Annotated in this window: 19 protein-coding genes; 15 read left to right on the top strand and 4 right to left on the bottom strand. The window is 29.7% G+C overall.

The window, feature by feature from the left end; genetic code table 11:
• Positions 1-13: 13 nt before the first annotated feature.
• Positions 14-1,045: a rod shape-determining protein gene (locus ALEK_RS16710; protein WP_071628008.1), complete on the top strand. Its 1,032-nt coding sequence runs from the start codon at positions 14-16 to the stop codon at positions 1,043-1,045.
• Positions 1,038-1,847: a rod shape-determining protein MreC gene (gene mreC / locus ALEK_RS16715; protein WP_071628009.1), complete on the top strand. Its 810-nt coding sequence runs from the start codon at positions 1,038-1,040 to the stop codon at positions 1,845-1,847. The genes ALEK_RS16710 and mreC overlap by 8 nt, the downstream gene beginning before the upstream one ends.
• On the opposite strand, the gene ALEK_RS16720 is transcribed toward mreC, so the two are convergent.
• Positions 1,837-2,457, bottom strand: coding sequence for a riboflavin synthase (locus tag ALEK_RS16720; protein WP_071628010.1), 621 nt, complete (start codon positions 2,455-2,457; stop codon positions 1,837-1,839). The genes mreC and ALEK_RS16720 overlap by 11 nt on opposite strands.
• A 171-nt stretch (positions 2,458-2,628) precedes the next feature.
• Between ALEK_RS16720 and ALEK_RS16725 the strand changes: the two genes are divergently transcribed.
• The 6 genes from ALEK_RS16725 to recJ all read left to right on the top strand — a co-directional run bounded on the left by ALEK_RS16725 (position 2,629) and on the right by recJ (position 12,867).
• Positions 2,629-5,007 carry a methyl-accepting chemotaxis protein gene (locus ALEK_RS16725; RefSeq protein WP_071628011.1) on the top strand — a complete coding sequence of 793 codons (2,379 nt, stop codon included), beginning with the start codon at positions 2,629-2,631 and terminating at the stop codon, positions 5,005-5,007.
• A gap of 176 nt (positions 5,008-5,183) precedes the next feature.
• Positions 5,184-7,055 (top strand): tRNA uridine-5-carboxymethylaminomethyl(34) synthesis enzyme MnmG, encoded by a 1,872-nt coding sequence (gene mnmG, locus ALEK_RS16730; protein WP_071628012.1) that lies wholly within the window; start codon positions 5,184-5,186, stop codon positions 7,053-7,055.
• 169 nt (positions 7,056-7,224) lie between these two features.
• A complete protein-coding gene (locus tag ALEK_RS16735; protein WP_071628013.1) occupies positions 7,225-8,058 on the top strand; it encodes a hypothetical protein in 834 nt (277 codons plus the stop codon).
• Positions 8,059-8,161: 103 nt separating this feature from the next.
• Entirely contained in the window at positions 8,162-9,541 is a 1,380-nt protein-coding gene (gene ccoG, locus ALEK_RS16740; RefSeq protein WP_071628014.1) for a cytochrome c oxidase accessory protein CcoG, read from the top strand.
• 141 nt (positions 9,542-9,682) lie between these two features.
• A complete protein-coding gene (locus ALEK_RS16745; RefSeq protein WP_071628015.1) occupies positions 9,683-11,299 on the top strand; it encodes a CTP synthase in 1,617 nt (538 codons plus the stop codon).
• Positions 11,299-12,867: a single-stranded-DNA-specific exonuclease RecJ gene (recJ, locus tag ALEK_RS16750; protein WP_071628016.1), complete on the top strand. Its 1,569-nt coding sequence runs from the start codon at positions 11,299-11,301 to the stop codon at positions 12,865-12,867. Before ALEK_RS16745 ends, recJ begins: the two co-directional genes overlap by 1 nt.
• Here the strand turns inward: recJ and ALEK_RS16755 are convergent.
• Positions 12,862-13,449: a FlgO family outer membrane protein gene (locus tag ALEK_RS16755; protein ID WP_071628017.1), complete on the bottom strand. Its 588-nt coding sequence runs from the start codon at positions 13,447-13,449 to the stop codon at positions 12,862-12,864. The genes recJ and ALEK_RS16755 overlap by 6 nt on opposite strands.
• Before the next feature lie 5 nt (positions 13,450-13,454).
• Complete coding sequence (locus ALEK_RS16760) at positions 13,455-14,180, bottom strand: FlgO family outer membrane protein (RefSeq protein WP_228146319.1); 726 nt, start codon at positions 14,178-14,180, stop codon at positions 13,455-13,457.
• 123 nt (positions 14,181-14,303) lie between these two features.
• Here ALEK_RS16760 and ALEK_RS16765 point away from each other — a divergent pair, with 123 nt between their 5' ends.
• Entirely contained in the window at positions 14,304-14,846 is a 543-nt protein-coding gene (locus ALEK_RS16765; RefSeq protein WP_071628018.1) for a DJ-1 family glyoxalase III, read from the top strand.
• Between the two features lie 13 nt (positions 14,847-14,859).
• Here ALEK_RS16765 and ALEK_RS16770 read toward each other — a convergent pair whose 3' ends face one another.
• The gene (locus ALEK_RS16770) at positions 14,860-15,447 is read right to left on the bottom strand and encodes a FecR family protein (RefSeq protein ID WP_071628019.1); all 588 of its coding nucleotides are present in this window, start codon (positions 15,445-15,447) and stop codon (positions 14,860-14,862) included.
• 100 nt (positions 15,448-15,547) lie between these two features.
• Between ALEK_RS16770 and ALEK_RS16775 the strand changes: the two genes are divergently transcribed.
• The 6 genes from ALEK_RS16775 to ALEK_RS16800 are packed head-to-tail and all read left to right on the top strand — an operon-like array spanning position 15,548 to position 23,863.
• Positions 15,548-17,683, top strand: coding sequence for a CHASE2 domain-containing protein (locus ALEK_RS16775; protein ID WP_071628020.1), 2,136 nt, complete (start codon positions 15,548-15,550; stop codon positions 17,681-17,683).
• Between the two features lie 40 nt (positions 17,684-17,723).
• The gene (locus ALEK_RS16780; RefSeq protein ID WP_071628021.1) at positions 17,724-18,461 is read left to right on the top strand and encodes a UDP-2,3-diacylglucosamine diphosphatase; all 738 of its coding nucleotides are present in this window, start codon (positions 17,724-17,726) and stop codon (positions 18,459-18,461) included.
• On the top strand, positions 18,458-19,216 hold the full coding sequence (locus ALEK_RS16785) for a patatin-like phospholipase family protein (RefSeq protein WP_071628022.1): 759 nt from the start codon (positions 18,458-18,460) through the stop codon (positions 19,214-19,216). Before ALEK_RS16780 ends, ALEK_RS16785 begins: the two co-directional genes overlap by 4 nt.
• A 36-nt stretch (positions 19,217-19,252) precedes the next feature.
• Positions 19,253-22,801 carry a DNA polymerase III subunit alpha gene (gene dnaE / locus ALEK_RS16790; protein WP_071628023.1) on the top strand — a complete coding sequence of 1,183 codons (3,549 nt, stop codon included), beginning with the start codon at positions 19,253-19,255 and terminating at the stop codon, positions 22,799-22,801.
• Positions 22,798-23,589: a 5'/3'-nucleotidase SurE gene (surE, locus tag ALEK_RS16795; protein ID WP_071628024.1), complete on the top strand. Its 792-nt coding sequence runs from the start codon at positions 22,798-22,800 to the stop codon at positions 23,587-23,589. The genes dnaE and surE overlap by 4 nt, the downstream gene beginning before the upstream one ends.
• 10 nt (positions 23,590-23,599) lie before the next feature.
• Positions 23,600-23,863 (top strand): hypothetical protein, encoded by a 264-nt coding sequence (locus ALEK_RS16800; RefSeq protein WP_071628025.1) that lies wholly within the window; start codon positions 23,600-23,602, stop codon positions 23,861-23,863.
• Positions 23,864-23,870: the final 7 nt, after the last annotated feature.

Below are 23,870 nucleotides of genomic sequence, written 5' to 3' on the forward strand. Positions count from 1 at the left end.
AAAGGATAGAGAAGTGTTTTTAGATAAATTTATTGGTCTATTTTCAAGTGATATGGCAATTGACCTAGGAACAGCAAATACAATTGTTTCTGTAAAAGGAAAAGGTATCATTATTAATGAGCCTTCTGTTGTAGCTGTTCAAAATGACAAATACGGAAGAGATAAAATCTTAGCAGTTGGTCAAGAAGCAAAACAGATGATTGGTAAAACACCACTAAACATTCAAGCAGTAAGACCTATGAAAGATGGTGTTGTTGCTGATTTCGAAATGACAGAAAGAATGATTAGATATTTCATCGAAAAAGCACACTCTAGAAAATCTTTTATTAGACCTAGAATCATTATTTGTATTCCATATGGTATTACTCAAGTTGAGAAAAAAGCCGTAGAAGAATCAGCAATGAGTGCAGGTGCTAGAGAAGTATTCTTAGTAGAAGAACCAATGGCAGCAGCTATTGGAGCAGGAATTCCTGTATCTGACCCATCTGGTTATGTAGTTGTTGATATTGGTGGTGGTACTACTGAAATTGGTGTTACTTCACTTGGTGGATTAGTACTTTCTAAATCAATTAAAGTTGCGGGTGATAAGTTTGACAAATCAATTATTGAATATGTTAGACAAAACTACAACCTATATATTGGTGAAAGAACTGCTGAAAATATCAAAATTGAAATTGGTACTGCTGTTAAATTAGATACAGAACTTAAAATCAAAGTAAAAGGTAGAGATAACTCAGGTTTACTATCAACTATTGAATTAGGTTCAGAAGGTGTACGCACTGCTATTAAAGAACCTCTTAAAGAGATTGTTTCAGCAGTAAGATCAGTATTAGAGGAAATGCCACCTGATTTAGCAGGAGATGTTGTTGATAATGGTGTTATACTAACTGGTGGTGGAGCATTAATTAGAGGTCTTGATTCATATATCGCGGATATTGTAAAACTTCCAGTAAAAGTTGCAGAAGATCCATTATTAGCAGTTGCTTATGGTACAAGCAATGTTTTAGATGAGGATGCTTTACTTAGATTAATCACGAATGCGTAAATTTCTATTTTTTGTACTTTTCATTGTTATTGGTTTATCTTACCTTTTTGAGGTAGATAAACTAATTGCAAGAAATTTCAACTTTCTTAATACAATCAAACTTTCATATATAAATACTGTTATTGATATTTCAAATACTATTGATAAATATTTTAATCAAGTAAAAACTATTGAAGAATTAAAAACAGAAAATGCCAAACTAAAACAGTATGAAGTACTATATAATACAACACTGAAAAAATTCGACAGTCTTAACGAATATGTTAATACTGCTTCACGAAATAATACAAGCTCAACAATCACTCAAACAAAAGTTTTATCATATATAGGATTTAATGACTTTACAAAAGTATGGGTTGATTATAAAAAGAGTGATGATTCGATCTTAGGTTTAATTACAGGAGAATATGCTGCTGGAATTGTACTAAAAGAGGATGATAGATCTATTGCTTTATTAAATGGAAACAAAAAATCTTCTTATGCTGTATTTATAGGTGAGAAAAAAGTTCCAGGAATTGTAACCTCATCAGATGGCGAAGAAAATTTATTAATAAAATTTATACCTATTTGGTCTGATATAAAAGAAGGAGATGAAGTAATTACTTCAGGTATGGATAATATCTTTTTTGAAGGCTTAAAAGTTGGAAAAGTATTAAAGGTATCTAAACTTTCAGATATGAAAACAGCTTTGATTAAACCTTATGCAAATGTATTAAAGAAGAAATATTTTTATGTATATAAGGGAAAATCAGACCCAATATTAATAGAAGAGAAAGAGGATAAAAAAGCTACTAATAAGTAGCCATTATTTTATCCACACTATCCCAAGATAAACTATCATCTTTAGCATTATCTTTTTTAAACATGTTATACACATATCTAGCAAACATATCAGTTTCTAAATTCACTTTTGAACCTACTTTATACGTTTTAAACAGCGTATTATCAACTGTATGAGGAATAATTGTTAATCTAAATGAGTCTTTTAATACTTCATTTACAGTTAATGAAACACCATCAATAGTAATACTTCCTTTTGGAATTATATATCTTGAATATTCACTTGGTAATGATATGAAAAAATCTGTAGAGTTTCCATTATTTTTAATCGCAGTAACTGTACCTAAACAATCCACATGCCCTTGAACAATATGTCCCTCGAATCTATCACCCATCATCATAGCAGGTTCCATATGTACTTTACTTACATAGTTTTCCATTGCTAAAATCTTTGTTGACTCTGGTGAGAGTTCAACTGTAAAAGTATCACTTGAAAATCTAACAACAGTTAAACAAGCTCCATTAATTGCAATAGAATCCCCAATTTTTGGAGTATATTCTGCTTTTAATGTTAAAAAATTGTTTTTAAAGCTCACAACTTGAGCCATTTCTCTAATTAGTCCTGTAAACACTGATATCCTTTTACAATAGTATGTGCAATGGTATCTAATATTATTTGATTTTTGTATTAAATAGTTTTATACTTTAAAAAGTGATATTTTAATAATAATATTAATCACTAATACATAATTTATACATAACTTTTATATATAATTCGCCCATCAAAACACAAGGGTTTTTATATGTTAAAAAAGTTGAGTTTCTCACAGAAATTATTGTTCAGTGTACTTAGTATTGTATTTATTGCATCTGCTATTAGTACATTTATTATTTACTCTAAATCATTCGCAAGTACAGAAGAGTTATCAAAGAGTTACATACAAAGTTTAGCAAAGATAAACTCGTATAAAACAAAAGAAAATCTTGATAAATCTATTGTTTTATCTTATGGTTTAGCAGCATCACTTGAAACAATGCTTGAAAAGAAGCAGTATACAAAAGAATCAATCAGTGACTTAATGAAATCAATCTTAAATAAAAATCCTTATGTATTAGGTTTATTTGCACAATTAAACTCTAATGTATTTTTTCCAAATGACTCATCTTTAGCCTCTAAATATGGACATGATGTAGATGGAAGATACTCACCTTATGTTGTAAGATCAAATGGAAATATAATTATAGAAAGTTCAACTCCTGAATCAAAAGATAGACCATGGGTTGATGTACCAAAACAAACAGGAAAAGAGTTTATTACTGAACCTTACTTCTTCAAAGTTGATGGTGTTGATGTATTAATGGTTAGTATTTCAGCTCCTATATATGACAAAGGTAAATTTATTGGGGCAGTGGGAGTAGATATAGCCTTAGATAAAATCTCTTCTGATGTTTCAAAAATAAAAATCCATGATAATGGTTATGCATATTTACTTACAAATAAAGGTACTTTTGTTGCTCATCCAAAAAAAGAATTATTAGGTAAAAAAATTGAGAATATTACAAAAAATGAAAACTCACTAAAAATTCCAAGTCAATTAGAAAAGAATCAAGCTTTCTCTTATACTAAAGAATCAAGAATAGATGAGTCTTTATCTTTATATTATGTAAATCCTTTTGAGATAGGAAATACTGATGTAAGATGGGGATTAGTAGTTGCTGTTCCAGAAAAAGAGTATTTAGCTTCTGCTTTTTCTATTAGATGGTTTTCTATTATTGCAGGAATTATTGGTTTTATTGTTATTGCCATTGTGATTTTTATAAATACAAAAATATTATCTAAAAACTTAGATGCAATAAAAGATGGTCTAGTTTCATTTTTTGCATACTTAAATAAAGAGAATTCAAATAGTAAAAAAATATCAATTGATTCTAATGATGAGTTTGGACAAATGGCCAAAATGATTAATACAAATATTGAAAGTATTCACTTAGGATTAGAACAAGATAAAAAAGCTGTAAATGAAGTATTACAAGTGGTTACTCAAGTTCAAAAAGGATATATAAATAGTAATATAACTTCTAGACCAAATAATCCAGAACTAGAGCAATTAACGCAAAACTTCAATAACATGATTATTGTATTACAAGAAAAAATAGGAAAAGATTTAAATATAATTTCCAATGTACTTAATGATTATTCAGATTATAACTTCACTAGTAAAATTCAAGATGAATCAGGGGAAATAGAAAAGTCTATTAATAACCTAGGAAAAGAAGTATCAAATCTATTAAAACAGTCTTTAAGTATTGGATTAACACTAGATACTGCTTCTGATAAACTAATCTCTAATGTAGATATTTTAAATAAATCATCAAATGAAACTGCGTCTTCTTTAGAAGAAACTGCTGCTGCTTTAGAAGAGATTACAAGTACAATAATTAATAATACACAAAATGTATCAAGCATGAGTAACTCTGCACAAGAACTTACTCTTTCAGCACAAGAAGGGCAAAAACTAGCTCAAAATACTACAAGTGCCATGGATGATATTACTCAACAAGTTACACTTATTAATGAAGCTATTTCAGTAATTGATCAAATTGCATTCCAAACAAATATTCTTTCACTAAATGCAGCAGTAGAAGCAGCAACGGCAGGAGAAGCAGGAAAAGGATTTGCTGTAGTAGCTCAAGAAGTAAGAAATCTTGCATCAAGATCAGCAGAAGCCGCAAAAGAGATTAAAAATTTAGTAGAAAATGCAACATCAAAAGCAGCAGATGGAAAATCAATTAGTGCAAAAATGATTCATGGTTATGAGGGATTACTACAAAATATTAATAACTCAACAAAAATGATTTCTGAGATTTCTAACGCAAGTAAAGAACAAGAAACAGGTATTACTCAAATAAATGATGCAATAACACATTTAGATAGACAAACTCAAGAAAATGCAAGTATTGCAGCCCAAACAAATGAGATTGCAGTACAAACAGACACAATTGCTAAAGAGATAGTATCAGATACTAATAAAAAAGATTTCCTTGGTAAAAGTGATGTGAAAATGCAAGAGCCAAAAAAAGAAGAAAACAAAACAAAAATAGAAAAAGTACAATATGTACAAAAAACACCGAAGAAAATAGTAAGTAACAATTCTTCAAAAGATGAATGGGAAAGTTTCTAAACTTTCTTATTCAAATAATTCTTAATTTACAATAAAAAATTTGTAATAATCCTCTTTTTTTGGTATTATACGAAAAAAATATTCAGAAGTTTATTTTAATATAAATACTATTCAAAATACTTCGCATTTGACTTATAAATACAATATAAATACTATCTAATTTTTTTGGAGAAAATATGAAATACGATATTATCGTCGTAGGTGGAGGACATGCAGGAATTGAAGCATGTTTAGCATCTGCAAGAATGGGTAAAAAAACCCTATTAATTACAATGTTAGTAGAACAAATCGGAGCAGCATCATGTAACCCAGCTATTGGAGGACTTGCAAAAGGTCACCTAGTTCGAGAACTTGATGCAATCGGTGGAGAAATGGGACTATGTACTGATGCAACTGGTATTCAATTTAGAATATTAAATGCTTCAAAAGGTGCAGCCGTTCAAGGTAGCCGAGCTCAAATTGATATGGATAAATATAGAGAATACATGAGAGGTGTTTGTCATAACACTCCTAACTTAGAAGTGTATCAAGATGAAGTATCAAAACTACTGGTAAAAAATGAAAACGAAGTTTACGGTGTAAAAACTAGACTTGGAGAAGAGTTTGAAGCTTCAAAAGTAATTATTACTACTGGTACATTTATGAAAGGTCTTATTCACATTGGTGAAAGTACTTATGATGCAGGTCGAGCATGGGAGTTACCATCATCTACTTTATCAGTACAATTACAAGAATTAGGTCTAAATGTAGGAAGACTAAAAACTGGAACACCTGCAAGATTAGATGGAAATTCAATTAATTTTGAAAACATGGAAATGCACGGGGGAGATGTAAATCCTGCTCCTTTCTCATTTAGAACTAATAAAGCAGAATTTAGCCCTACTCAATACCCATGTTATATTACATACACTAACTTAGATACTCACGAAACTATTACATCTAACTTTGATAGAGCTCCTTTATTTACAGGACAAATCAAAGGTAGCGGACCTAGATACTGTCCAAGTATTGAAGATAAAGTAAATAGATTTGCAGAGAGAGATAGACATCAGTTATTCTTAGAACCTCAAACTTCTATGTGTACTGAATACTATATTAATGGTCTTTCAACTTCTTTACCTATTGATGTTCAAAAACAAATGATTCATTCAATCTCAGGTTTAGAGAATGCAAAAATCATTAGATATGGTTATGCTATTGAATATGATTATGTAGATCCTACTGAGTTAAAACATACACTAGAGACTAAAAAAGTTAAAAACCTTTATAATGCAGGGCAAATTAATGCTACAACTGGTTATGAAGAAGCAGCATCTCAAGGATTAATGGCTGGTATTAATGCAGCACTTGCTATTGATGAAAAAGAACCATTTATTCTAAGACGAGATGAGGCATACATTGGTGTATTAATTGACGATTTAGTTACAAAAGGAACTACAGAGCCTTATAGAATGTTTACTTCAAGAGCTGAGTATAGATTATTACTTAGAGAAGAAGGTGCGGATTTAAGACTTTCTCAATATGGTCATGACTTAGGATTAATTAGCGATGAAACTATTGAAAAAGTTAATCACAAACAAAAAGTAATTGATGAAGCAATTGAGTTCTTAAGATCTGAATGGTTCACTTCTAAAAAAGAGAATTTAGAACTACTTGAAAGATTAGGTCAAGACAGAATTAAAGATAGAGTTTTATTATTAGACATTATTGGAAGAAGTACAGTTGAAGTAAAACACTTTGATGAGTTCTTACCTCAATTTGCTGACTTATCTGATTATTTAAAAGAACAAATAATTGTTGAAGCTAAATATTTCAGATATGTTGAAAAACAGAAAAAACAAATTGATAAAATGAAAAAAATGCTTAAATTAACAATTCCAGAAGATTTCGATTATAGTCAAATCTCAGGTCTTTCAAATGAAGCAGTAGAGAAACTACAAAAATTTAGACCACCTACACTTTTCAATGCAAGTGAAATTTCAGGAATTACACCTGCTGCTGTTGATGTACTACATATGTATATCAATATTAAAACTTCAGAAAAATAGATTTTTAAGTATCATCTTTTTAGATGATGCTTTATTTCTCAAACTATAAAACTACTCTTATTTTAAACTTCTAATAATTTATCTTAAACTTTATTTAAGCTATTGCTTTGTACTTTTTATATATAATATATTCTTATATATACAAATAATTATTACAAAAAGGTTTATAATGCAAGTTTATTTTTATGCAAAAAGCGGACACGCAGTAGGATTAGATGCTACAAAAAGATGTTCAGCAGTTGCAACACTATTAAAAGATTTAGATCCAGTTTTATGTACTAGTGATTTTAGAGCAGGAGCATATGCAAAAGAGCTTTTCGATGTTAAAAAATATGTAAATATAGATGTAGTTAGAAACTTATCTAACATCATGCAAAGAAAAGATATTCTTATTTATGATACTGATGAAACAAATGAACTTATGCAAGAGGGAATGAATGAGTTTTGTTCACTTGTATTCAACCTAAAAGAAATCTCAGATATTATTGTAGATACTAGCATTTATACAAAAAATGAAAACCCATCAATTGAAAAGAGTATCTTCTTCGGTGATGACGACTATAATAACTTATTTTTAGAGCAAATGAACACAGAATCTAAACATGATATTGACTTACTTATGGGTCATTATTTCTTCTTAGGTAATGAAAAAGTGTTTAAAGAGCATTTTAATAATGTTATAGATGAAGAAGAGTATATTGAAACAATAAATAATACAAAATACCTATTAACAGCTTCAGTACAATCAGCATTAGAATCAATTGCTTGTGGAAATTCTCCAGTTATTTTCAAAAGAGAAGATAAACAATACAATATGGAATTAATTGAAAAATTAAATATCCCATGTATTGAGAATACTACTTTAGATGAAACAATAAGTGAATTTGAAACAATTATTAAAGATTATCCAACAATTAATAATTATGAAGTAGCAAACTTTGATGATATAAAAGTAGAAATAACTGCTAAGATTGAGACCTATAAAAAACTAACTAATTCATAATAACTTTTAACTTTTTTATTATAAGTAGAACTTATATATACTTATGCCAATCATAAGGTATATTTATATATAATTTCATTCAACTTATAATAAAGGTTTTACAGTGAAAGAAAAAAATGAATTTTTAAGTAAAACTGCCTATAGAATTAAAAGATATTACGGATATACACTAGCAACACTTATATCTTTATCTTTACCATTTATTACTATTGGTGGAAACCACATGTTCTTATTATCATTTGATAAGAAACAACTTCATTTATTAGGTACTGCATTTGATATGCAAGAACTATACCTTATGCCATTTTTATTAATGCTTCTTTTCTTAGGAATTTTTGCAGCTACTTCGCTTGGAGGTAGAGCATGGTGTGGATGGGCCTGTCCTCAAACTATCTTTAGGGTATTTTACAGAGATTTAATTGAGTCTAAATTATTAGGTTTAAGAAGAATCAAAAATAAACAAAAAGAACCAGATTGGTCAAAACCACAAAATGCATCTAAGAAAGTAATAGCAGTTATAATTTGGTCAGCAATATCAATAATTGCAGCATCTAACTTCTTATGGTTCTTTGTACCACCAGAAGATTTTTTCACATACTTACAAAACCCTAGCGAGCACATGTTCTTATTCGGAATTGTTTTATCAATTGCAGGATTTTTAATTTATGATGTAGTTATATTAAAAGAAGATTTCTGTATTTATGTATGTCCTTATTCAAGAGTTCAATCTGTACTTTATGATGATGATACATACCAAGCTATTTATTCTACAAACAGAGGTGGAGACATCTACAATGAAGATAAAGAAAAAATTATCTTTAAAGCAAAAGAATTAAATGCAACAGATGAATGTACTACATGTGAATCATGTGTAACTGTATGTCCTACTCATATTGACATTAGAAAAGGTCTTCAACTTGAATGTATCAACTGTTTAGAATGTGTAGATGCATGTACTACAGTTATGGGGAAACTAGGTAAACCTTCATTAGTACAATGGTCTAGTACAAATGCTATTAAAAAAGATATTCCAACTAAAATGTTTAGAAAACAAACAATCATGTATGCATCAGCATTACTTATTGTTTTAGCTTTACTATTTGCAATGGGTGGAACAAAAGAGTATATGTTATTGAATGTAAATAAAACTACTCAATTATACAAAGTAAAAGAGAATAATGTTGTAAGAAATAACTTCTTATTACTTTTCCAAAATACTGAGTCTAAAAAATTAACATACCACTTAGAAATCATGGATCACGATGATATTAAAATCAAGAGATTCAAACCATTCTCACTAAGTCCAGGAAAAATGGCTAAGAAAGTATTAATCCTAGAAACAAATAAAATTCTAGTGAATGATAAGACAAAAGATACACCAATTACAGTAACACTTAAAGCTTATGCAAAAGAAGATCCAGAAAAAGTTCAAGTCTTCAGAAAAGCTGTATTTATCTATCCAAGAGCGGATAAATTAAAATAAACATTATTAAATGAGAAAAGATGGGAATTCCCGTCTTTTCTACCTTCCAAAACCCTTATACTTAACTTTAATATTAACTAAAATTCGCTATAATCGCGAAATATATTTAAAACAATTTAACTTTTTATTGGAGTATTTTTAATGACTAAATTCATTTTTGTAACAGGAGGAGTGCTAAGCTCTTTAGGTAAAGGGATCACTTCTGCTTCTATTGCAACAATTTTAAAACAGTCAGGCTTCAAAGTAAGTATGCTAAAAATTGACCCTTACTTAAACGTCGACCCAGGTACTATGAGTCCGTTAGAGCATGGAGAAGTTTTTGTTACTGCTGATGGTGCTGAAACTGACCTAGATTTAGGTAACTACGAAAGATTTATCGACAAAACATTAACTGCGAAAAACTCTTTTACAACTGGTCAAGTTTACCAAAGTGTAATCAAAAGAGAAAGAGAAGGTGGATACTTAGGTAAAACTATCCAAGTAATTCCTCACGTTGTTGATGAAATCAAAGATAGAATCTATGCTGCGGCTGATGAGCATGATTTCTTAATAATTGAGCTTGGTGGAACTGTTGGTGATATCGAAGGTTTACCATTTATGGAAGCTATTAGATCAATTAGACATGAACTTCCAAAAACAAACACTATGAACATTCACTTAAGTTTAGTTCCATACATTAGAGCTGCTGGTGAGTTAAAAACTAAACCAACACAACATTCTGTACAAGAATTAAGAAGAATTGGTATTACACCTCATATGTTAGTTTGTAGAACTGAAAGAGAATTACCAAAGAACTTAAAAGATAAATTAGCATTAGCGTGTGATATTGACAGAGATGCTGTTATTGAAGCTGGTGATGCACAATCTATTTATCAAGTTCCATTACAATTCATTAAAGAAGGAATTTTAAATCCTTTATCAAATCACTTTAATATCAAAATTAAACCAAACATGGAAAAATGGGATACTTTAGTTAAGAACATTTTAGTTCCTCAACAAGAAGTTACTATTGCATTTGTTGGTAAATATTTAGATTTAAAAGAATCTTACAAATCATTAATTGAATCACTTATTCATTCAGGTGCTCACTTAAATACAAAAGTAAATATTCACTGGTGTGATTCTGAGAGAATTGAAGATGTTGGTGCTTACGATATTATTGGTAACTCTGATGCTATCTTAGTTGCTGGTGGATTTGGACACAGAGGTGTTGAAGGTAAACTTGCAGCAATTAAATATGCTAGAGAAAATGGTGTTCCTTACTTAGGTATCTGTTTAGGTATGCAACTTGCAGTAATAGAATATGCAAGAAATGTACTAGGACTTGAAGATGCAAACTCAATTGAGTTTGATGAAAACACTGCTAACCCATTAATTTATTTAATTGATGAATTTATGGATCAAAGTGGAAATAAACAACTAAGAACTCACAAATCACCTATGGGTGGAACTATGAGATTAGGTGAATATCCATTTGAACCATTAAAAGGAACAAACCTTCAAAAAGCATATGGAAATGAAGAAATCTATCATGAAAGACATAGACATAGATATGAAGCAAATCCAGCTTACCAAGAAAAATTAGAAGAAGCAGGAATGATTATTTCTGGTCAATCTAATGGTTTAATTGAAGCTGTTGAGATTAAAGATCATCCATGGTTTGTAGGTGTACAATTCCACCCAGAATTTACATCTCACCTTGAGACACCAAATCCAATTATTTTAGAGTTTGTAAAACAAGCAAATAAAAAAGATTAATGTCTAAGATAACAAAAAATAGACTTTTCGAACTACTTTCAGCAAGACATACGGATAATCCTTATTCTCGTCTTGCTGATATCCCATCTCCTGATAATTTCAAAGATATACAAAAAGCCTGTACTAGAATTAAAGAAGCTGTTCTAAAAAATGAACAAATCACTATTGTAGGTGATTATGATGTTGATGGTGTTGTTTCAACTACTATCATGTTAGATTTCTTTACAAAAGCTGGTATCAAAGTAAAACACATTATTCCAAATAGGTTTAAACATGGTTATGGACTATCTCCTAAAATTGTAGATATGATTGAATCAGGTTTAGTTATTACAGTTGATAATGGTATTTCTGCTGTTGAGGCCTCTTTAAAGCTTCAAGAGAAAGGTATTGACTTAATTATTACAGATCATCATACAGTTGGAGATAAACTTCCTACAGCTGTAGCTATTGTTAATCCTAAACAAGAAGATTGTAACTTTGAATTCAAAGATATTTGTGGAGCTCAAGTAGCTTGGTATTTATGTGCAGCAATCAAAAAAGAGTTAAATCTTAATATTAACATGAGTGACTTCTTAGACCTACTTTCTGTAGCTATTATTGCAGATATTATGCCTATGACAGCACTTAATTATACTATGGTAAAACAAGGTCTAAAAAAGATAAAATCCTCAAAAAGAGAAGCTTTTAAAAAACTAAATGAAGTTATGTCAAAAGAAGCTTTTGTTTCAGATGATGTTGGTTTTTTTATTGCTCCTAAAATAAATAGTGCAGGAAGAATGGATGATGCTTCAGTTGCATTATCTTTTCTTTTATCAAAAAACACATACCAAGCAAATGAATCTTTACAATTATTAGAAGAGTTAAATAATTACAGGAAAACTTTACAAGAAGAGATTTCACAAAAAGCAACAGCAAAGTCTTCAAAAGAAGAAAATGCAGTTGTAGTTTGGGGTGAGGAATGGCATGAGGGTGTTATTGGAATAGTTGCATCTAAACTATCTCATGCATTTAAAAGACCTGCTTTTATCTTCTCTGTAAATAATGGAATAGCAAAAGGTAGTGCAAGAGCTAATGCAAATATTAATCTTCATACTATAATCACAAAAGCGAGTCATTTATTATTAGGTTTTGGTGGCCATAAAAATGCAGCTGGATTATCTATGAAAGAAGAAAACCTAGAAGAGTTCAAAAAGATTATAAATGAAGAATTAGAAGTATCAAAAAATGATTTACATATAGATCCTATTACATTAGGTGAATTAGATGTGGGATCTGTTGATTTAGACTTCTTATCTATTATTGAACAATTTGAGCCTTATGGTTTAGGTAACCATAAACCAATTTTTAAAATCACGAATACTACTTTAGTAAAATGTGATTTAATTGGAAAAGATAAAAATCATTTGAAGTTAACACTTAATAGTGATGGTGTAATTTTTGAGGCATTAAAATTTAATGATTCAAACAATAAACTACCACAAAATTTTGATTTGATTATTTCAGTAAATAAAAATGAGTTTAGAGGAGAAGTTTCCCCTCAATTTTTAATTCAAGATATTTTATTATAAAACAATTCTTGGAGGTTGAGCAAAAACTCTTTTTGTTTCACCTTCAAGTTCTAATATCTCTTCATCAATTGCAGTTCTTTCAAAAGAAGAAGCAAGTATATATCCCGTTTCAATATCAATTAATTTCAAGAACAGATTTAAACTTCTAGAAGTAATAGAATAAGTCCCTACAACAGCATAAGAAGAGTTAGATACTTTATTTGAGACAATCTTATTTCTATCTCTAATAAGTACATTAAAACCTTTTTTACCTAGCTGGAACTCTTTTCCGAATTCAATCTCTCTTACTACAATATTTAATGATGCTAATTCATCTTTTAGAATATTTGATAATAAAAATCCAAGTTGAGATTTATTCTCTAATTTGTCTATGTTTACAAAATCAGATACTAAAACTATTTCATCCATAGCGATTGTATCTTTAATTTTATTAGCAGATTTATCAACAAGTTTAGCAACTAAGGATTGAAAGTCATTTGTTCCATTAATAGGGTTTTTATGGTATGAACAAGAACTTAAAAATAGAGTTAAAAAACTTAAGAGAAGAATAGTTCTTAAGTTTTTAAATAAGGGTGAATTCATAGGGTTTATTGTTCTTTAACGATATTGATTGTTCTTGCAGGTTTACAATCTCCAAATAAGATACAATCATTCATTCTTCCATGAACATAAGTAGATCTAGCACTTGTAATAATTTTACCAGTGATATTATCAATTACTCTTGCATTTAAGATAATCTTTTTATATTGTCTTGAATAAGTTCCAACAACAACATAAGTATTAGGAGTTCTTCCTTTTAATTCTCTAACTTTTCTAGTTATGAAGTATTCACCTTCATCATTTACAGAAACAGCTAACTGTCCTCTAAACTCAATGATATTAAAACCTCTGTTAGATAATTCATTAATCATACTCTCACTAATTACTCTACCAAATTCAGTTGTTTTCTTAAATTGGTCAAGTCTTACAAACGATGTAATAATTACAGGTTTGTTAGTTGCCATTTTTTGATTTCTCATCATTTGAGTAGCAAGAGAATTAATTGTACCTTCAAGAGAATATTGAGTTGTTACATTGTTCTCTTGATCCTTAGCAATTCTCATGTATTCTTTTGTAACTTGTACATTTTTATTGCTATTAGATAAATGAGAATTATTTGCATAATTCTTTTTAGAAGAAGTATTAGTTTTATTTTCACTTTTAACAGCTTGATCCATTCCATCTTCTTGAATAATAGTTTGATGAATTTGACATCCGGCAAATAACATAGCTACCATAGCTATTAAACAAGTCTTAGTAAAAGTTTTAAACATAAAATTCCCCTTAATATAATTCTTTAGATTTTATTTAAAATTAGCTTATATACTCTTGAAAAATAATTTATCAATGCCTTTTAAACACTTTTTTATATAATAATAAAAATAAAAGGATAAATAATGGCAAAACTACTAATTCCTATTTCAAATGGCTTTGAAGAAATTGAAGCTATTTCTATCATTGATATTTGTAGACGGGCACAAATTGAAGTGACAATTGCAGCCTTAGAAAATCTACAAACTACCGGTGCTCATAATATAAAAATTGAAGCAGATTGTATGATTGAAACTATAAGTGAAAATGATTTTGACATGATTGTTTTACCAGGAGGATTACCAAATGCTTTTACTTTAGCAAAAAGCGAAAAAATAATTGAATTATTAAAACAATTCAAAGAAAAAAACAAAAATATAGGTGCAATATGTGCAGCTCCTTTTGCCTTACACACAGCAGATGTCTTAAATACAAACTATACTTGTTATCCATCATTTGAAGAAAAAATTAGATTAGATGGTTACCAAAATAGTGACCACTTTGTAATTGATGGAAAAGTAATTACATCAAGAGGTCCCGCAACTGCAATGAGTTTTGCATTACAAATAGTAGAAATACTTAAAGATAAAGAAACTTCTATAAAAATCAAAAAAGAGCTTCTAGCCTAAGCTAGTCTCTTTTTTATTTCATATCAAATTCAGGAATTCTTCCTACAAAAGCTTCTAATTCTCTTAAATCTTCATCACTATGACCCATCATTTTCATTTCAGGTTTTGTTGAACCATCTTCTTTTACCCATAACATATTATGGTGTGTTGCTTCTAATTCAAGTTCTTCTTTTTGAGTATGTAAATGTGTTTTACCATAACAAGTACAAAAGTATGATTTATTATCATGTTCATCATGTGTTAAATATACCCCTGTTCCTCTAATACCAGCTGTCATATTAGGTGTTTTTACAGCATGTTTGCCATCACCCTTTTTAAATACAGCTAATACTCCTCCAGCTAAAACATTAAGTGTTTTTACACCTTTTGAATCTTCTAATTTAAATTTTGATTTTCCCTTTGCTAAAAAAGCATTTGGACCTATATTAAATTTAATTTTAGAGTTCTTTTTTGTTTCAATAAAATCACCAATTTTGATTACTGTTGACTTAGTAAGTTTTTTACCATTTATTAAAACATCACCTTTTGTGTTAATGTTTTGCGAAGCCAGAAGTGAAGTGAAAAGTGATATAATCACTGAGATAATGAAAATTTTTTTCATGATAAGCCTTTGTTAATTAAAAAATAATTTTAATAAAATATTATTTACTCTTTGTGTAGAGTCTTGAAATTTTCTAAAAATGGAGCAATATTTTACTCGTATGAATCAAATACAATTAAAGAAAACAACTTACTTTATAATATTATTTATAAGCATAATTTTCACTTACATAAACTTCAAACCTTATACTGCAACCTTTGATAATAAACTAAGAGAATTCTTCTTTGAAGTAAGAGGAGAAATAAAGACTAGTGATAAAGTAATCATCATTGATATTGATGAAAAAAGTATTCAAAAAATCGGACAATGGCCCTTTTCTAGGGATTATATTGCACAAGTACTAATTAATCTTACTAACTCTGGTATTGGTATGGTAGGAATGGATATTATCTTCTCTGAATCAGATAGATCTTCTCCTTCTAATATGGCAAAAGTCTTAGGAGTAGAAGGTGAATTTCAAGATAATGACAAGTTATTAGGTCAAGTAATTGCAAATACCCCCACAATTCTAGGATACTTTTTTACTAAAGATTTATCGTATAAAGACCAAAAAGCTCCAAGTATTCCTGCAAAATATCAAGGTATGATGAAAAATAACCAAAATCTAGTTTCATCAGAAGGTGTAGTAACAAACGTAGAAGATATACAAAATAACGCATATTCAAGTGGTTTTTTTAATGCATATAGTTCAAACCATGGAAAAATCACAAAAATGCCAATGGTATTATCTTATAAAGACAAGATCTACCCATCACTTAGTCTTGAAATGGTTAGGATTGCTCTAAATTCTGAAAATGTAAATCTAATAGAAGACGAATTTGGAATAAAAGGCTTACAATTAAATGACCTTTATATTCCTACAGATAAAAATGGTTTTATGAGTATTAATTTTAGAGGGGCTAAAAGGACTTTTAAATATCTGTCTTTTGTTGATATTTTAGAAGGAAACTATAATCAAGAAGACGTTCAGGGAAAATTTGCCTTATTTGGAACCTCAGCAATTACTCTTGCAGACTTAAGAGCAATGGTTTATGATTTAGCGATTCCAGGAGTTGAGATTCATGCAAATATCATTGACAATATCTTAGCTGGTGACTTTTTATATGAACATAGTTCTAGTATTGCAATTGACTCTATAACTATATTTTTACTTACTATTGTTTTAGGTTTAATATATATGTACCTAAATGCTATTAGTGTTGTTCCTGTATTTATTTTAATCACTACTTCTTTATACTCTTTTTATTATTACTTACTTTTTACAAAGGGAATTATTGTAGATTTATTTTATCCTTTAATTGCAATCATTACTACGACTCTTATTGCACTAATTGTAAACTATTCAAAAGAGCAAAAACAAAAAGATATTATCAAAGATAAATTCTCAAGAAAAGTATCACCGGCTGTTGTAAATGACTTACTAAATAAAAACAATGACTCTTTTAAAGGTATTAAAAAAGAAGTAAGTATTTTCTTTAGTGATATTAGAGACTTTACTCCTTTAAGTGAAAAGATAAATGACCCAGAAGAGTTGATTAAAGTTTTAAACTTATATATGGAACCAATGGCCCAAGAGATTATAAAAACAAATGGAACTATTGATAAATTCATAGGCGATGCTATTATGGCTTATTGGAATGCACCTCAAGATATTCCTAATCATGTTGATTGTGCAATCAGTTCTGCACTTAATCAAGTAGAAGCATTAAAGAAGTTAAATCTAAAACTACAAGAAGAGTATGATATTGAATTAAAAATGGCAATAGGAATACACACAGGAGAAGTAACAGTAGGAGAGATGGGATCAAGTGGTAGATCTGATTATACAATCATTGGGGATAATGTAAATTTAGCTTCAAGAATAGAGAGTCTTACTAAAACTTTTGGAGCACAAATTATGATTTCTCAAGAGTCAAAAGATAAACTTCAAAATGATTATACTTTCAAAGAACTAGCCTGTGTTGAAGTAAAAGGAAAAAATCTTCCAGTTAAACTATATGAAGTAATTTCACTAAAAGAAAATGAACCAAAAGAGTTTGAAAAAATCAATACAATTTATCAAAAAGCACTTAAATCTTATGAAAAAGAGAACTTCTTAGAAGCTAAAAAACTATTCTTAGAATGTGAAGAATTAAAAGCCCATAAAATCAATCTTTTATATATAAACTCTTGTGATAAGTATATAAAAAATCCAAGAAAAGAGTTCCAATTAAGTTTTAAAATGACTAGTAAATAATTGTCATTTACTTGTAACCCTATTGTATTAAAATTGCTTTATGAAATACAAAAGCATTTTTATATCAGACGTACATCTAGGAACTAGATTTTCAAAAGCAAAAAACCTATTAAACTTCTTGAAGCACAATGAAAGTGAAAACCTCATCTTAGTTGGAGATATTATTGATGGTTGGGCAATTAGAAGAAAATTTGTATGGCCTCAAACTCATTCAGATGTAATTCAAAAAGTTTTAAAAAAAGCTAGAAAAGGTACAAAAGTTCATTTTATTACTGGTAACCACGATGAGTTTTTAAGACCTTTTGTTCCCCTTATTCTAGGTGACTCTCTAAATATCTCAAATGAACTTGACTACAACTCTATAAATGGTAAAAAATACTACATTACCCATGGGGATTTTTTTGATTCAATTACAATGACAAAAAAATGGTTAGCGATTTTGGGTGATTATGGTTATGACTTACTTTTATATTTAAATGCTATTTTAAATTTCATTAGAAACAAAATAGGAATCAAAAAATATTGGTCACTATCCAAGTACGTAAAAGATTCTGTGAAGTCCTCGGTTTCTTTTATTAGTGACTTTGAATCAGTATTATCAACTCATGCAAAAAATAAAGGATATGATGGTATTATATGTGGACATATTCATAAAGCTGAAATAAGAGATATAGATGGGATTGAATACCTAAATTGTGGGGATTGGGTTGAATCTTGTACTGCTATTGTTGAAACTTTAGAGGGTGAATTCAAAATAATAAATTGGTCAGATAAATGATAGATAATTTAGCAATTGCATTAGGTGGAGGAGCTGCACGTGGAGCTTTTCACTTAGGAGTATTACATTATTGTGAAGAGAACAATATTAGTATAAATGCTTATAGTGGTTCTTCAATTGGTAGTATAATATCTGCTTCACATGCTAGTGGAGTAAAAGCAAAAGAACAACTAAAAATCTTTGCATCAAAAGATGTAAGACAAGCTTTAAAATTTAACTATTTTAGAAATGGTTTACTTAAAATCGACGCAACTAATAAAATCATAAAAGACCTACTTCCTATAGAAAACCTAGAAGATATTCCAAAACCAGTTTATGTAAATGCTTATGATGTAAAAGAGAAAAAACTCCATTATTTTAATAGTGGAAATACTATTGATTTATGTATGGCTTCATCTGCATTGGTACCCATTTTTAAACCTGTAAAATATAAAGGTATGTATTTAATTGATGGAGGATTATTTGATAATGTTCCAATTAAACCCCTAATGGATAAAAATTATGAAATTTATAGCGTAGATTTATTTCCAAAAGCACATAAGCATACTAGTAAAAAACTAAACCCAATTAAAGCCTTAAAAAGAAAAGTTTTAAAACAATTACATGAGAATCATAAACACTCTATTGCTAATACAACCCACTATTTGGGAAGTCATCATATTAGAGGTTTTTCTCTCTTCACTTTTAAGGAGTTAGATGAGTGTTTTAAGCTTGGTTTTAAAGAGGCTCAAAATCATTTTTTAGATATACTATAAACTATTAAAGAATAAAAATTATTTTAAAGATTATATATGTCTAATACACCACAATTCACACATTTACATTTACATACAGAATATTCACTACTTGATGGTGCTAACAAAATTAAACCCCTTGCTAAAAAATTAAAAGAACTAGGAATGAAATCTGTTGCCATGACTGACCATGGTAATATGTTCGGAGCTATTGACTTTTATAATGCAATGAGAGCACAAGATATTAAACCTATTATTGGAATGGAAGCTTATATTCACAACTCAGAAGAGTTAGGTGATAAAACAAATAGACAAAGGTTTCACTTATGTTTATATGCTAAAAACCAAACTGGTTATAAAAACTTAATGTTCTTAAGCTCACAAGCTTATATGCATGGATTCTATTATTATCCAAGAATTAACAAAAAACTTCTTAGAGAAAACTCTGAAGGTCTTGTTTGTTCAGCTGCATGTTTACAAGGTGAAATTAACTGGCACTTAAACCTAAAAAATCCAAGAAACGTTAAAAATGGAGCAAAAGGATATGAAAGAGCAAAAGAGATTGCTTTAGAATATCATGATATTTTTGGAGATGATTTTTATTTAGAAATCATGAGACATGGTATTGAAGATCAACATTTTGTTGATGATCAAATCCTAAGAATTGCCCATGAAACTGGAATTAAATTAGTAGCCACAAATGATACTCACTACTTAAATCCAAAAGATGCCGATGCACATGAAGCCTTTATGTGTATTGCAATGAATAAACTTTATGACGATCCAAATAGACTAAGACACTCGGTTCATGAGTTCTATTTAAAATCACCAGAACAAATTGCAAAATTATATGCTGATATTCCAGAAGCAATTGCTGCTACTCAAGAAATTGCTGATAAATGTAATTTAGAGATTAAATTAGGAGATCCAACTCCTCCTAACTTTAAATTCACTAGACAAAAATCAGAAGTTAATAATCTAGCATTACCAGAACCTGAACTTGAATATTCACTTGAGAATGATAAAGTTTTATTTATTGATGAATGTTGGAGAGGTTTAGATAAAAGACTTAAGATTGTTGATGAATCAAAACATCAAGAGTATAAAGACAGACTACAAGTAGAAATTGACATTATCAATAATATGAAATTCCCAGGATATATGCTTATTGTATGGGATTTCGTTATTGTTGCAAAACAGATGAAAATCCCAGTTGGTCCGGGACGGGGTTCAGCTGCTGGTTCACTGGTAGCTTTCTCACTAGAGATTACCGATATTGACCCAATGCCTTATGGATTACTTTTTGAGAGATTCCTAAACCCAGAAAGAATTTCAATGCCAGATATCGATATGGATTTCTGTCAAGCAAGACGTGGGGAAATTATTGATTATGTTGTTGAGCAATATGGACGAGCCAATGTTGCACAGATTATTACTTTTGGTAAGTTACTTGCAAAAGGGGTAATTAGAGACGTTGCTAGAGTTCTAGATATGCCTTATTCAAAAGCCGATGCAATGGCAAAACTAATTCCAGATGAATTAGGAATTGACCTTACAAACTCTTATGAAAAAGAGCCAAAGATCAAAGAGCTTTGTGATGCAGATCCACAAGCAGCAAGAGTATGGGAATATGCTTTAGCACTTGAAGGACTAAATAGAAATGCCGGTACTCACGCAGCGGGTGTTGTAATTTCAAATGAACCTTTATGGAATAAAACTCCTTTATTTAAACCCTCAGGACTTGATACTTTAGCCACTCAATACAATGGTAAATATGTTGAGGACGTGGATTTAATTAAGTTTGACTTCTTAGGTCTTAAAACCCTAACAGTTATTGAAGAGGGTTTAAAACTTATTGAAAAAAGACATGGGAAAAGAATCGATTTCTTAACTGCCGATGTTAATGACAAAGGTGTTTATGACCTAATTCAAACAGGTAACACAATTGGACTATTCCAGATAGAATCCGACGGTATGCAAGATTTATGTAAAAGACTAAAACCAGATAATTTTGAGGATATTATTGCCGTTCTAGCATTATATAGACCAGGTCCAATGGAGTCAGGAATGCTGGATGACTTCATCGATAGAAAACATGGTCGAGCAAAGATTGACTATTTCTACGATGAGTTTACAGCACCTCTAGAACCAATTCTAAAACCTACTTATGGGGTTATTGTTTATCAAGAGCAAGTTATGCAGATTGTACAAACAATCGGTGGTTTCTCACTTGGTGGGGCGGACCTTGTAAGACGAGCCATGGGTAAAAAAATTGTAGAAGAGATGGATAGACTAAAAGGTGAGTTCGCAGATGGTGGAGTTAAAAAAGGTTATAACAGAGCCCATTGTGAAGAACTATTCGACCTTATTGTAAAGTTCGCAGGATATGGATTTAATAAATCTCACTCAGCAGCCTATGCACTTGTAACATTTTATACATCATATTTAAAAAGATATTATCCTTCTGAATTTATGGCGGCACTGCTTACTTTAGAAAAAGATAATACTGATAAAGTTGTAAAATATGTTGATGAAGTTAAAAGATTAGATTTAGATCTATTCCCACCTGATATTAATAAATCAGACCTTGTTTTCTCAGCAACTAAACTAGAAGGTGAAGAAGTAGTAATGTTTGGTATGGGTGCTATTAAAGGTGCTGGAGATGTTGCAATTAATTCTATTTTAGATTCAAGAAAAGAAGGTGGTGACTTCAAAGATTTATCAGATTTCATCTCAAGAATTGATGGAAGTAAAGTAAATAAAAGAGTAATAGAATCCCTAACAAAATCAGGAGCATTTGATAGCTTTGGTTATTCTAGAAAATCAATGCTTGAACAAATTGAATTAATTGGTGAAAAAGTAAAAGATGCAATGCTTTTACGTAAACAAACAACTAACTCACTATTTGGTGACTCAGAAGAGATGACAAGACTTACTGTAGAGTTAGAGCAATTAGAAGAATATACTGCAAAAGAAATTCTAGAGTTTGAAAAAGCTGCTTTAGGTTTCTATGTTTCAGGACATCCACTTGATGAATATAGAGAGCAAATGGAAAAAATCAACTATACACTTTCTTCTCAAATTGATGAAGTTGCAGATGGTAGTGATGTTCTTTTTGTAGGAAAAGTAGAATCAATTACAGAGAGAATCTCTAAAAAAGGTAACAAGTTTGGAATTGCAAATATTCTGGATTTACATGGAAATATTGAACTTATGCTTTTTGAAGATAAAATCAAAGAGTTAAGGGAAGATTTTAACTTAGATGAACCAATTGCATTTAAAGTAAGAATTACTCAAGATGAACAATTTGGTGCGAAAATGAGTCTTAGAAAAATTGAAGACCTAAAAGATGCAAAAAAAGAAAAATTAAAAGTACACAAAGTTGTAAAAGTAGAACCACCTTTAACTATTGCTCTACCTTTTGATAATAAAGAAGAAACTATTTTTAGACTATTTGATTTAGTAGCAAATAATCAAGGGAAAAGAGAATTAAAGATTCTAATTAAATCTAAACTAGCTGACATCGAATTAGAAAGTGGATTTAAAGTAAATAATAATTTAGAGAATACAATCACACAATTACCAGGAGCATTTATCGTATCATGAGAAAACATATTTTATTAACAAATGATGACGGGTTTGATGCTGTTGGATTAAAAGCTCTTAAAGAGGCTCTAGAGCCAATCGCAAAAATAACAGTAGTTGCACCAGCAAAGAACAAATCAGCTTGTGGTCACTCTCTAACGCTTGATAAACCACTAAAACTTGATATGGTTGATGATGACTACTATAGAGTTGATGATGGAAGCCCTACTGATTGTATTTTTGTATCAATCAATAATCTTTTTGAAGAAGATTTTAAACCTGATTTAGTAATCTCTGGAATTAACATTGGTGCTAATTTAGGAGAAGATATTACTTATTCAGGAACAGCAGCAGCTGCTATGGAAGCAGTACTTCATAAAATACCAGCAATTGCCATTTCGCAAGTATGCAAAGACAATTGTAGTGAAGTAAAAAATGGCTGGGATTTCGCCCTTGCAAAAGAAACAATAGTCAAACTAGCCACAAAGATTTTAGAAGGAAAGTTTCCATTAGAAGAACGAAAGTTTTTAAATGTTAATATCCCACAAGTAAAACCAGAAAACTGTAATGGCATTAAAATCACAAAAGCTGGCTATAGAGAATACGGAAATGACACTCACAGACACTTAAACCCTAGGGGTGAAGAGTATTACTGGATTGGTCTACACCCTCTAATATGGCGAAAAAGTGAAGATGAATCTTGTGATTTTGAAGCCATTAAAGCAAACTATGTATCAATTACTCCAATAATGTTAGATCTAACTTCATACAAAGATATTGATACTCTAGAAAACTGGATAAATAATTAAAGGAAAGAAAATGAACTTTACAGAATCATTATTAAACCATATTGACAAATTAGTTGGAACTTTAAAACCTGAAGATGAGTTACAAGAAGTTTTAAAAAAGAAATTTACAAAAAAAGAATATAAAATATTCGTTGCTTTTGAAGAAGGTAAATCTTTAGAAGAAGTAAAAGAAATTGTAAGAAACGATGAAGAAAGAATTGAAGAAGTTTACAAAGCAGCTTGTAAAAAAATCAATCAAGAAAAAATTAAAAAAGAATTAGTTTTTTTTAACTAAAAAATAG

The sequence above is a fragment of the Poseidonibacter lekithochrous genome, from assembly GCF_013283835.1.
In the GTDB taxonomy this organism is placed as follows: Bacteria; Campylobacterota; Campylobacteria; order Campylobacterales; family Arcobacteraceae; genus Poseidonibacter; species Poseidonibacter lekithochrous.